This window comes from Hufsiella ginkgonis (assembly GCF_009834915.1).
GTDB classification, from domain to species: Bacteria; Bacteroidota; Bacteroidia; order Sphingobacteriales; family Sphingobacteriaceae; genus Hufsiella; species Hufsiella ginkgonis.
In genome coordinates this window covers 1,456,432-1,468,601 of the sequence record NZ_WVHS01000001.1, presented here as the reverse complement: position 1 = coordinate 1,468,601, position 12,170 = coordinate 1,456,432, and the positions used below count along the sequence as shown (strand labels likewise).

The following is a 12,170-nucleotide window of genomic DNA, read 5'->3' as shown; positions in this document are numbered from 1 at the left end:
AAAAAATGGATGTAAAACAGAGAACGATCAGGTCTGAGGTTAAAATAGCAGGACTTGGCCTGCACACAGGGATGCCGGTTACCATGACCTTCAAACCTGCTCCCGAAAATCACGGATATAAATTTAAACGGATCGACCTTGAAGGCCAGCCCGTAGTAGATGCCGATGTAGACAATGTGACCGATACTTCACGCGGAACCACAATTTCGCAAAACGGTGCAAGTGTAAGTACCGTAGAACATGTCTTGGCGGCCCTCGTAGGGTCGGAAGTAGACAATGTGCTGATCGAGCTCGACGGACCTGAGACGCCTATTATGGACGGAAGCTCCATCCTCTTTATGAATGCCATCGAAGAGGCGGGGTTTAAGGAGCAGGAGGCAACCCGCGAATATTACTCCATCCCGTACAATATTCACTATTCAGAGCCCTACCGCAAGGTAGAAATGGTGGCTATGCCGCTGGAAGACGAATACCGGTTCACCTGCATGATCGATTACAACTCGCCCGTATTGGGCAGCCAGCATGCTGCGATCACCAACTTGTCGGAATTTAAGAAGGAAATTTCTTCCAGCCGTACTTTTTGCTTCCTGCACGAACTGGAAATGCTGCTCAAACATGACCTGATCAAAGGCGGCGACCTTAATAACGCCATCGTAGTGGTGGATAAGCAGGTGAGTAAAGATGAGCTTAAGCACCTTGCCAAGCTTTTTAAACGCGAGGATATCGACGTAGCCAAAGAGGGGATCCTGAACAATATCGAGCTCCGCCACCAGAACGAACCCGCCCGCCATAAGCTCCTCGACATGATCGGCGACCTCGCCCTTGTGGGTACGCCGCTTAAGGGACATATCATGGCCGCGCGCCCGGGACATGCCGCAAACGTGGCATTTGCACGGAAAATTAAAGCGCAGATCAAAAAGGAGCGCAGCAAGAAAAATTTGAAAGTTTACAATCCCAATACCCCGCCGGTGTACGACACGGTCCAGATCATGAAGATCCTGCCGCACCGCCAGCCGTTCCTGATGATCGATAAAATCATCGAGCTCACCAAAACGCATGTGGTGGGCGTGAAGAACGTAACCATGAACGAAGACCTTTTCATGGGTCACTTCCCCGGTTCACCGCTCTTCCCCGGGGTATTGCAGATCGAAGCCATGGCACAAACCGGCGGCATCCTGGTATTAAATACCGTACCCGATCCGGAAAACTGGCTAACCCTCTTCCTGAAGATCGAGAATGCGCGGTTTAAAGATAAAGTTGTACCCGGCGATACCGTTATTTTCAGCTGCGACCTGATCGCACCCATCCGCCGCGGCATCGCCCAGATGAAGGGTGTGGGCATGGTTGGCGAAAAAGTGGTGGTGGAAGCAGAGCTGATGGCTCAAATCGTAAAAGTTAAGAACCTCGACGCATGATCCAGCCCTTAGCCTATATACACCCCGACGCAAAAATTGCGGATAACGTGGTGATCGAACCTTTTGTCACCATTCACAAAGACGTAGAGATCGGGGAAGGTACCTGGATCGGGCCCAATGTAACCATTATGGACGGCGCCAGGATCGGTAAGAATTGCCGCATTTACCCGGGTGCAGTGATCTCCGGGAACCCGCAGGACCTGAAATATGCCGGCGAAAAAACGACCGTAGAGATCGGTGATAACACCACCATCCGCGAATGCGTGACCATTAACCGCGGTACCCGCGACCGCTGGAAAACGGTGATCGGCAAGAACTGCCTGATCATGGCCTACTGCCACGTTGCGCACGATTGCGAAGTGGGCGACTTCTGCATCTTCTCTAATAATACCACGCTGGCCGGCCACATCACCATCGGGAACTACGTGGTGCTGGCGGGAATGGTAGCCATCCACCAGTTCGTGCAGGTGGGCTCACATGCCTTTATCACCGGTGGTTCGCTGGTGCGTAAAGATGTGCCCCCCTATGTGAAGGCCGCGCGCGAACCGCTTTCATATGTTGGCATCAACTCCGTGGGCCTGCGCCGCCGCGGGTTCACGTCCGAAGACATCAACGAGATCCAGGACATTTACCGCACGATCTTTGTGAAGAAGTTCAACATTTCTACCGCCCTGGACATCATCGAAGCTGAACGTCAGCCCACCGAGATCCGCGACGAGATCCTTGATTTCATCCGCAACTCGAACAGGGGGATCATGAAAGGTTTTAGCGCCTAGCCATCCATTTACCTGCCCCGGGCAGTTATTCCCGCCGGTTCGTTATTTTATGAATGTTATACTCCAAAATATCGGGCGCCGCTTTAACCGGGAATGGATCTTTAAGAACATCGATTACACCTTCACCCAAGGCGATTCGTATGCCGTGCTCGGCCCGAACGGATCAGGCAAGTCGACATTGCTGCAGGTTATCGCCGGGTCGCTTACGCCTTCGCAGGGAACTATCCGCTATGGTGACGATGAAAAACCCGTTGCAGATGAACAGGTTTTCGCACAACTAAGCCTGGCCGCCCCCTACCTGGAGCTGGTAGAAGAATTCACCCTCCGGGAACTGGTCGACTTCCATTTCCGGTTTAAAAACTACCGCGAAGGATTTGACGCCCAAAAAGTGATCGGTCTCCTCGGATTCGGCACGCAGGCCAACAAAATGATCCGGCACTTCTCGTCGGGCATGAAACAACGTACCAAACTGGCCCTCGCCTTCTGCGCCGACACCCCGCTGATCCTGCTTGACGAGCCTGGGTCGAACCTCGACGAAGCCGGCCTCGCCTGGTACCACCAACTGGTTACGCAATTTTCGCCCGGGAGGCTGCTTATCATCGGTTCTAACCAGGAGCCTGAATATCATTTTTGCAAAAACAGGCTGCAGGTAACCGATTTTAAGGCTTAGTTGGATATATTTGTTATTGTCAGCTGCCAGCAATCAGTTGTGAGCCTGATCCGGAAACAAACGTTTACGCCCAATATGCCGAAAGCTGGCTGCTGATCGCTGACTGCTGATAGCTGATTACTGATTACTGACTGCTGAAAACTCCCAAACCTTATAACCGTTACAACATGAAAAAATTACTGCTTCCCTTGTTATCTGTTCTCATTACCCCCGCATTCGCCCAGGTGGCCCAGCCGTCTAAGGCGCGCCTCGTAGAGAAAGTGACCAAAACCGGCAACGAGCTGGTGGTTCCTTACGAAAAGTACGTGTTACCGAACGGCCTCACCGTGATCCTGCACGAGGACCATTCCGACCCGGTGGCGCACGTAGACGTAACCTACCATGTGGGTTCGGCCCGCGAAGAGATCGGGAAATCGGGGTTTGCACATTTCTTCGAGCACATGATGTTCCAGGGATCCGATAATGTGGCCGACGACGAGCATTTTAAGATCGTTACCGAGTCTGGCGGCACGCTGAACGGCTCCACCAATGAAGACCGTACCAATTATTACGAAACCGTACCCAGCAACCAGGTAGAAAAAATGATCTGGCTCGAAGCCGACCGTATGGGCTACCTGCTCGATGCCGTTACCCAGAAAAAGTTCGAGATCCAGCGTGCGACCGTCAAAAATGAACGGGGACAAAATTATGATAACCAGCCTTATGGCCTTGCCAGCGAATACTCCAGCAAAGCGCTTTACCCATATGGGCACCCGTATTCATGGCTTACCATCGGGTATATCGAAGACCTGAACCGCGTAAATGTGAACGATCTCAAGAACTTCTTCCTGCGCTGGTACGGGCCGAACAACTCCACTATTACTATTGGCGGAGATATTAACCCAAAACAAACATTAGCGTGGATCGAAAAATATTTCGGCTCGGTGCCAAGCGGCCCTGCAGTTAAAAACGTGAAATATCCCGCACCCGTGCTGGATAAAACCCGTTTCGTTTCTTACGAAGATAATTATGCACAGCAGCCGATGCTTTCGATCACCTACCCGGGCGTAACGGCGTACGACAAAGACCAGGCGGCGCTTAACATCATGGCCCAGCTGATCGGCCGGGGTAACAACTCGATCTTTTACAAGAATTTCACCAAACCGCGCAAGGCCAGCCAGGCATCCATGTCGGCCTACGGCTCAGAGCTGGCAGGAGAGATCGGCATTACCGTGATCCCGTTCCCGGGCCAGACTATGCAGGACATGTACGCACTTGTAAACCAGTCCCTTAAGGAGTTTGAAGCAAAAGGCGTATCGGATGAGGACCTGGTACGCTTAAAAGGCGGCGCCGAATCGCAGTTTGTAAACTCCCTTTCGAGCGTGTCGGGGAAAGTTTCGCAGCTCGCCGCGGCACAAACCTTCACCGGCAATCCCAACCAGATCAAGGAACGGCTAAAAGCCATCCAGTCGGTTACCAAAGAGGATGTGATGCGCGTGTACAATACCTATGTAAAGGATAAAAATGCCGTGGTACTCAGCGTTCTCCCGAAAGGGAAAGGCGATATGCGCGTGGCACCCGACAATTATACTCCCGATAAATCCAATTACAAAGCCCCCGATTACGGCTATGATGGTCTTAAATATGTAAAGGGCGCGGATAAATTCGACCGTAAAGCGACTCCTGCAACCGGCACCAACCCCGTGGTGGCTTCGGTACCTAAATACTGGACGGCGAAAAAAGCCAACGGTATTAAGATCATCGGTTCAGAAAACACCGAGATCCCGTCGGTATCCATTTCCGTTTCGGTAGATGGCGGCGGCTTATTTGAAGAGGCTTCAAAAGCCGGTCTCGCCGGTATCGTGGGGCGCATGCTGAACGAAGACACCAAGAATTTCACCTCCGAGGCATTCAGCGCTGAATTACAAAAGATCGGCAGCAACGTTTCCGCCGGCGGCGGCAGCGACGGTTTTTCGTTCCAGGCGTCTACGCTGACCAAAAACCTCGACAGAACGCTTGCCCTGTTAGAGGAAAGGATGTTCAACCCTAAATTTACGCAGGAATCACTGGACCGCATTAAACAGCAAACCATCACCAGCTTGCGCAGGGCGAAAACGCAACCTGCCTTTATCGCCTCGAACGTGTATAACAAACTGCTGTACGGAAATGACAACTTGCGGGTAATTGCAGGCTCAGGTACCGAAAAAACCATCCCGAACATTACGTTAGCGGATGTCCAGGCCTTTTATGATACCTACGTAGTGCCTTCGTTAAGCCAGGTGGTGGTGATCGGCGACATTAAAGAAACCGACATCAAACCGAAACTGGCATTTCTCGACAAATGGAAAGGCGGCGCAGCACTCAGCGTACCAAAACCTGCCGGCGGAAAAACATTTAACAAAACTACCCTTTACTTTGTCGATGTATCCAAAGCGGCTCAATCGGAGATCCGCATAGGTAACCTCACCGGGATGAATTATGATGCCAGCGGCGAATATTACCGTGCGGGCCTGATGAACTATAACCTCGGCGCCGCCTTCAGCAGCAGGATCAACCTCAACCTTCGCGAAGACAAAGGATGGACCTACGGTGCACGTTCAACATTTACTTCCGGGAAATATGGCGGCACCTTTACGGCCTCAGCCGGTGTTAGGGCTTCGGCCACAGACAGTTCCGTGGTCGAGTTTATGAAAGAGATCTCTAACTACGCCAAAACCGGTATTACCCCGGCAGAGCTTACTTTTATGAAATCGTCTATCGGGCAGAGCACCGCGCGCAGCTACGAAACCAACGCACAGAAGGCAGGCTTTCTTTCCCGGATCCTGGAATACGACCTGGCGCCCACTTACGTAGACGAGCAAAGTAAAATCAGGAACAGCATCAGCAAAGCCGAGATCGACGCGCTGGCAAAAAAATACCTCGACGTGAACAAGATGATCATCCTCGTTGTTGGTGATAAGGACCTCGTGATGCCAGGTTTAAAGAAATTAGGATACGATATCGTCGAGCTCGACGCCGATGGAAATCCCAAAGGTTAAACGATTTAACTAAACATGCCGACCCTGCCTCCTCTTGCCGAACGAATGCGCCCCACGGGTCTCGACGGGTATTTCGGGCAGCAGCACCTGGTGGGTAAGGGAGCCGTTTTAAGGCGCGCCATAGAAAGCGGCAACCTTCCATCGCTTATTTTATGGGGCCCGCCAGGCGTGGGGAAAACTACCCTGGCGTTTATCATTTCGCGGCAGCTCGACCGTCCCTTTTTCAGCCTTAGCGCGATCAATTCGGGTGTGAAAGACGTACGCGACGTGATCGAAAAAGCAGCGAAGCTAAAGGAGTTCGGGCAAAAGCTGCCTATATTATTTATCGACGAAATTCACCGCTTCTCAAAATCCCAGCAGGACTCGCTGCTGGGAGCGGTGGAGCGTGGCCTGGTGACGCTCATCGGCGCCACCACGGAAAACCCCTCCTTCGAGGTGATCTCGGCGTTACTTTCGCGGTGCCAGGTATATATCCTGCAGCATCTTACGGAAGAAGAGCTGGTCGCGCTCATGCAGCATGCCCTGCAGACCGATGAGTACCTCAAAGATCGCGGCATCATTATAAAAGAACACGAAGCGCTGCTAAGATTATCGGGCGGGGACGGCCGGAAACTGCTGAACATCCTGGAGCTGGTAGTGAACGCCGTCGGCAGCCAGTCGCTTACCAACGAACTGGTGCTGCAGCAGGTTCAGCAAAACATGGCGATCTATGATAAAGCCGGCGAGCAGCACTACGATATTATTTCCGCTTTCATCAAATCTATTCGCGGAAGCGACCCCAACGCGGCAGTTTACTGGTTGGCCAGGATGATTGCCGGGGGGGAAGATCCGTTATTTATTGCCCGGCGACTGGTGATTCTCGCCTCCGAAGACATCGGCAACGCCAACCCCAACGCCCTTCTGTTGGCCACCAATTGTTTCCAGGCGGTGAACCTGATCGGCTGGCCCGAATCGCGCATCATTTTATCGCAAGCGGTAACCTATCTCGCCTCATCGGCAAAAAGCAATGCCAGTTACGAGGCCATCGCAAACGCACAGGCACTCGTAGCCGAAACCGGCGACCTGCCCGTTCCCCTGCATATCCGCAACGCGCCTACCAAACTGATGAAAAATATCGGTTACGGGAAGGACTACAAATATGCCCATTCCTACGAAAACAACTTTGTTCAACAGGAATTTATGCCCGAAAAGGTCAGCGGGAAAAAGTTGTACGACCCCGGCAATAACGCTGCGGAACAGAAGCTCCGCGAACGTCTTAAATTTCTCTGGAAGGAAAAATACGGGTATTAACCCGGGAGTTAAGCACTCTTTTTTCGCAAATAGCGCGAAGACTATTCTGTTCCTTTTGATGCGTGGTACAGCTCATACCAATCCTGCAGATCGAGATCGATCGAAAAGGAGTTCGCAATATTCCGGATCCGCTGTTCATTGGTAGTACCGATCAACGGCAGCGCACCCAGTTTTACCAGCCATGCGATCGCGATGGATTCCATGTCTGCTTCATATTTCAACCCGATCTCCGTCAGCTTTTCGCGCACCCTTACCGCTTGTATATCCTGCCCGTTGGCGATCCGGCCGGCGGCAAGCGGCGATGCGGCAAGCGGGCGCATATACCGTTGCTTGATGTAGTCCATCTGCCCGTTATCGAGTGCGGAAGTATTGAGCAGATTCAGCTCGATGTGGTTGGTTACGATCGGCACCTGCAGGTACGAAGCCAGCAGCTGGTGTTGAAAAACCCGGAAATTCGCCACACCGATATTCCGGATCTTGCCAGATCGCTTTAATTGCGATAAAGCCAGCGCCGTTTCTTCGAGGTTAGAAACCGGGTCCAGGCTATCCAGCAGGAAAATGTCGATATAGTCCGTCCGCAGCTTCCTCAGCGAGTTATCCACACTCTGGAGGATGTGGCTGGCCGATGTATTATAGTGTTTTACCCGTACCTCAGGCTTGCCGGGATTTGGGACCACTAATCCACATTTTGTGAATAACACCAGGTCCTCTCTCCTGAAGGATCTTTGGCTGATTACTTCCCCAAAAAGTTCTTCACATTGGTACCCGCCGTAGATCTCGGAATGATCGAACGTGTTAATGCCAAGTTCAAGGCAAAGGTTGATAATGCGCTCCATGGCAGCGGCACGATTTTCCATCGGTTCGTTCCACCGGTAAAAGCCATAAACGGCGGGCGACACTTTCGGTCCGGAATCGCTGAGGTAGATCTTTTCCATTGTTGAGTTGTCAGTTATCAGTTGTCAGTGATCAGTTATCAGTTACCGGTAATCAATTACCGGCAGCTCCGAGTTACAAGTATCGCATTTATGGATTATACATAAAAAGATAATCTGCCGTATAATGCCGTGAAAACAAAAAAACGTACAACTAAATAATTAGTTATATTCGTTCTCCCGATCTTGCCAGTTAATAATGACCAGGAAACACCCAGCATTCGCCTTATTTCTATTGGTGATGTTATGCGCCGGGCAGGCAGCAGCCCAGGCGTTATTTACCGTTAAAGGGGTGGTGCAGGATACGGCGGGTACCCGGATAGACGGGGCATCCGTTCGTATTATCAGCGGGAAAGATACGGTCCGCTCGGCAACCGACGCCGACGGCGCTTACCATATTAACCTGAAACCGGGTACGTTTACCTTAATGGTGAACTACCTGGGTTATTTTCCCTTCCAGGGAGCCTATACGCCGGATGCCGGCCAAAGCGAAATGGAGATACCGCCGGTGGTACTGCGTCCCGCTTCGCGGCTGTTAACCGAAGTAAAAATCGAAGCCCCCGTACAAGCCGTCACCTATAAACGTGATACCATTGAATATGATCCCCGGGCATTTAGTGTCACGGACCGCGATAAGGTGATCGACTTACTGCGGCAATTCCCGGGCCTGGAAGTGGATGAGAACGGTAACATTAAGTCGGACGGCGAGAACATCACTTTTTTGCGCGTTAACGGGAAGAACTTTTTTAGCGGAAACGTAACAGATTTTATCAGACAGCTTCCTGCAGACATGTTTGCCAAGCTCCAGGTAATTGACGATTATGGTGACGAAGCGGCATTCACCGGGATCAGGAACGGGCAGCCGCGTAAAATGCTTAACCTGGTAACGAAACCGGGCATGGACCGCGGCACATTTGGTAACGGCTCCCTAACCGGCGGTACAGACGATCGCTACGGCGCGTCGGTAAACGGGAACTATTGGCGTACCGACAGGCAGATCGCCGCCAGCTCAGGTTACAACACCGCCAATAATTCCGTGGGTACCAATACTTCTGGCAATATCGGCGTCAACTATGCTGATAACTGGGGGAAAAATCTTAATATCCAGGCAAACTACAACTTCGGAAATGGCCGCAACGCCAGCAGCAACGACACCTATATAGAAACGGTAAACACACTGGGGACCATATTTAACCGGAGCGGGAATAATTCAGAATCGAAGAACAATAACCATTCCGCCAACCTCGGTCTCAACTACCGGGGAAAAAAAACCATGCTCAGTCTCAGTCCGTCATTTAATTTTTCGGACAATACGGCCAACTTCCTGACGCGTTCGGCGCAATCAGGTGTGATCCACCAGGACCTCGAATCGATAAACGCCAACCAGAACGATAACCGGGGTTTCGGACTCGGGATGACAGTGGGCCACAAAATCGGCAAGAAAGGCCGGGTATTTTCACTAAACTTTTCGATAAACGCTAACAGGGGCGCCGGCGACCAGGATGTGAACGATAACATCCGCTATTATAATGAGCAAGGGTTGCCGGCCAAAGATTCTATCCTCCACCGGGTTATCGACAACAATAACCGTTCGCTAAGCGGCGGGATGAACTTTTCCTTCAGCCAGCCAATTAACAAAAAAATGTCTGTCGACTTCTCTTATGGTTTTAACGGGAACAAAAACAAGAACGACCTCAACACCGGTGTAATCGCCGGGTTAAAGCCGCTGCAAAAGGTGGATTCGCTGAGCAATTTCAGCAATACTTCCAATATCTCTCACCGGATAAATCTCTCTTACCGCATCGGCGGTAAAAAGTTTAATGCCACCGCCGGGATCCGGCTGAGCCCGGGCGTAGTAAACGGCGAGTACTCTAACCGTCCCGGGAAAGTAAAAAATACCAGCAATAACTTTTCGCCCAGCATTAACATGAGCTACCTGGCGTCTACCGCTACCACATTTTCGGCGGATTACAGCGGCAGCAGCCAGGCCCCTTCTGTTTACCAGCTGCAGCCGGTGCGCGATACCCGGAGCCTTCAGAATGTGATCGTGGGAAACCCCGACCTGAAGGTGGCATTCAGTCACCGGGGAGGCGTAAACTACCGGCATACCAATATTAAGAAGGGCAATACGTTCTCAATTTCACTGAACGGCGGAACCACGCAAAACCAGATCGTTAGCAATACGATACTCCGGAAAGACACGCTCAACAGCCTGAAACAGGAAACCAGGTACGAAAACGTGAACGGCGCTTATAACGTAGGGTCGAACTACTCCCTGAGCATCCCTTACAAAATTGCCGGCAAAAAATACAGCATCGGTCTTACGGGAAACTTGTCATATGCCAAACAAATTTCGTTGTCCGACAATGTGAAGAATTTCTCGAAAGGCTTAAATATCGGCCAATCCCTGTCTACCAACGTGTTCACAAAAACATTTAGCGGCGGAGTCTCTGCCCGTTACAGCAATAACATGAACACCTACACGCTGGGCACCCGGCCGGAAACGCGCATCACCGGCTGGCAGTTCAGCTCGAACGTGAACCTGCGGGTAAAAAAATTCAATGTGAGCTCAAATGCATCCAAATCGATCACGAGCGGCTACCGGGGCGTTCAAAATAATAACCCGCTTATGATTAATGCTTCGGCGTCACGTTCATTCTTAAAAAATGACATGGGCAGCTTCAATGTACAGGTAAACGACATCCTGAACCAGGGCAGCAACCTTTCCCGCATTATTTCAGGCAACTCCATTATCGAGAACAACTCGAAATACATTACCCGTTACGTGGTCGTGGGACTGAATATGCAGCTGAACAGGTTCGGGGGCCGGCGTTAACCCGCTACTTCGCCCGCTCGTATTGCACCGGCCATTTTAAATCGTGGTCGAGTAGGTTTGCCGCATGGAACGGGAAATAGGCATCCCGTAAAAACTCGCGCGCGAGTAAAATAAGGTCTGCGAGCCCATCTTCCAGGACCTGTTCTGCCTGCTCTGCACTGGTAATAAGGCCCACTGCCCCGGTTTTTATTCCTGCGCCTTCCCGGATCGCTGCCGCAAAAGGCACCTGGTAACCCGGTCCTGTTTTTATTTGCTGGTGCCGGGTCAGTCCGCCCGATGAACTATCGATCAGGTCTACACCTTTTTCTTTTAAGAGGGCAGCCAGCCGGGTAGATTCCTCCAGGGTCCATCCCCCTTCGGCCCAGTCGGTAGCAGATACGCGAACGAAAAGAGGAAGACTTTCCGGCCATTCCGTACGCACGGCGTCACAAATGCCGAGCAGCAACCGGGTCCTGTTTTCGAAGCTCCCGCCATATTCGTCCTTCCGGAAATTTGCCAGCGGCGACAGGAACTGGTGGACCAGGTAACCATGAGCTGCGTGGAGCTCGATCACGCGGAACCCAGCTTCGAGCGACCTGCGCGCGGCCGCTGCAAACTGCCTGGTCACTTCTTTAATCTCACCGGGCGTTAACTCATGCGGGGCCGCGTCGTTATCGTAAAACGGTACCGGGCTTGGCGCTACCGGCTGCCATCCGCCCTGCGATACCGGCACGGGTTTACCGCCCTCCCAGGGACGCGCCACGCTCGCCTTCCGTCCTGCGTGCGCGAGCTGGATCCCGGCAACAGCACCGTTGGCATCTATAAAAGCGGTAATGCGTTTAAGATTTTCTATATGGGCATCCTTCCAGATCCCAAGATCCCGGGCACTGATGCGCCCTTCAGGGGAAACAGCCGCTGCCTCCGTGATAATTAGCGCTGCGCCGCCAACGGCACGGCTGCCAAGATGCACGAGATGCCAGTCGTTGGCAAATCCATCTTCGCTGGAATATTGGCACATGGGCGAAACCACGATGCGGTTCTTTAACTCTACTGAACGGATAGCCAGGGGCTCGAATAGTTTTGACATAGGGCGGTTACTTGGTTCGCTACAAAGTACGGGCTTATCGGGAAGTAAGAAGTTGTGGGAATGTCAGAATTTGCGGTATCGGCGCTTATCCATCAAATCCGTGATGACTTTTCAGCGGCTTTCCCGTAAACGGTTTCAAAAAAAACGCCACTACCTTTTTATACGCTT

At 51.9% G+C, this 12,170-nt stretch carries 8 protein-coding genes; 6 read left to right on the top strand and 2 right to left on the bottom strand.

Going from position 1 to position 12,170, the window contains the following annotated elements:
- Positions 1–5 precede the first annotated feature (5 nt).
- The 5 genes from GS398_RS06245 to GS398_RS06225 all read left to right on the top strand — a co-directional run bounded on the left by GS398_RS06245 (position 6) and on the right by GS398_RS06225 (position 7,168).
- Positions 6–1,415 carry a bifunctional UDP-3-O-[3-hydroxymyristoyl] N-acetylglucosamine deacetylase/3-hydroxyacyl-ACP dehydratase gene (locus GS398_RS06245; RefSeq protein WP_160905834.1) on the top strand — a complete coding sequence of 470 codons (1,410 nt, stop codon included), beginning with the start codon at positions 6–8 and terminating at the stop codon, positions 1,413–1,415.
- On the top strand, positions 1,412–2,191 hold the full coding sequence (lpxA, locus tag GS398_RS06240; protein ID WP_160905833.1) for an acyl-ACP--UDP-N-acetylglucosamine O-acyltransferase: 780 nt from the start codon (positions 1,412–1,414) through the stop codon (positions 2,189–2,191). The genes GS398_RS06245 and lpxA overlap by 4 nt, the downstream gene beginning before the upstream one ends.
- A gap of 49 nt (positions 2,192–2,240) precedes the next feature.
- Positions 2,241–2,861, top strand: coding sequence for an ABC transporter ATP-binding protein (locus tag GS398_RS06235; protein ID WP_160905832.1), 621 nt, complete (start codon positions 2,241–2,243; stop codon positions 2,859–2,861).
- 167 nt (positions 2,862–3,028) lie between these two features.
- The gene (locus tag GS398_RS06230) at positions 3,029–5,878 is read left to right on the top strand and encodes a M16 family metallopeptidase (RefSeq protein ID WP_160905831.1); all 2,850 of its coding nucleotides are present in this window, start codon (positions 3,029–3,031) and stop codon (positions 5,876–5,878) included.
- 15 nt (positions 5,879–5,893) lie between these two features.
- Complete coding sequence (locus GS398_RS06225) at positions 5,894–7,168, top strand: replication-associated recombination protein A (RefSeq protein ID WP_160905830.1); 1,275 nt, start codon at positions 5,894–5,896, stop codon at positions 7,166–7,168.
- 41 nt (positions 7,169–7,209) lie between these two features.
- On the opposite strand, the gene GS398_RS06220 is transcribed toward GS398_RS06225, so the two are convergent.
- Complete coding sequence (locus GS398_RS06220; RefSeq protein ID WP_160905829.1) at positions 7,210–8,103, bottom strand: aldo/keto reductase; 894 nt, start codon at positions 8,101–8,103, stop codon at positions 7,210–7,212.
- Positions 8,104–8,299: 196 nt separating this feature from the next.
- On the opposite strand from GS398_RS06220, the gene GS398_RS06215 reads away from it, so the two are divergent.
- Positions 8,300–10,936, top strand: a complete 2,637-nt coding sequence (locus GS398_RS06215; protein ID WP_160905828.1) for a TonB-dependent receptor — start codon at positions 8,300–8,302, stop codon at positions 10,934–10,936.
- A gap of 4 nt (positions 10,937–10,940) precedes the next feature.
- Here GS398_RS06215 and GS398_RS06210 read toward each other — a convergent pair whose 3' ends face one another.
- The gene (locus GS398_RS06210; protein ID WP_160905827.1) at positions 10,941–12,002 is read right to left on the bottom strand and encodes an NADH:flavin oxidoreductase/NADH oxidase; all 1,062 of its coding nucleotides are present in this window, start codon (positions 12,000–12,002) and stop codon (positions 10,941–10,943) included.
- Positions 12,003–12,170: the final 168 nt, after the last annotated feature.

Bases quoted from the DNA above. Each gene is read 5' to 3' on its own strand.
- GS398_RS06245 (WP_160905834.1), top strand. From the start codon at position 6: ATGGATGTAAAACAGAGAACGATCAGGTCTGAGGTTAAAATAGCAGGA.
- lpxA (WP_160905833.1), top strand. From the start codon at position 1,412: ATGATCCAGCCCTTAGCCTATATACACCCCGACGCAAAAATTGCGGAT.
- GS398_RS06235 (WP_160905832.1), top strand. From the start codon at position 2,241: ATGAATGTTATACTCCAAAATATCGGGCGCCGCTTTAACCGGGAATGG.
- GS398_RS06230 (WP_160905831.1), top strand. From the start codon at position 3,029: ATGAAAAAATTACTGCTTCCCTTGTTATCTGTTCTCATTACCCCCGCA.
- GS398_RS06225 (WP_160905830.1), top strand. From the start codon at position 5,894: ATGCCGACCCTGCCTCCTCTTGCCGAACGAATGCGCCCCACGGGTCTC.
- GS398_RS06220 (WP_160905829.1), bottom strand. From the start codon at position 8,103: ATGGAAAAGATCTACCTCAGCGATTCCGGACCGAAAGTGTCGCCCGCC.
- GS398_RS06215 (WP_160905828.1), top strand. From the start codon at position 8,300: ATGACCAGGAAACACCCAGCATTCGCCTTATTTCTATTGGTGATGTTA.
- GS398_RS06210 (WP_160905827.1), bottom strand. From the start codon at position 12,002: ATGTCAAAACTATTCGAGCCCCTGGCTATCCGTTCAGTAGAGTTAAAG.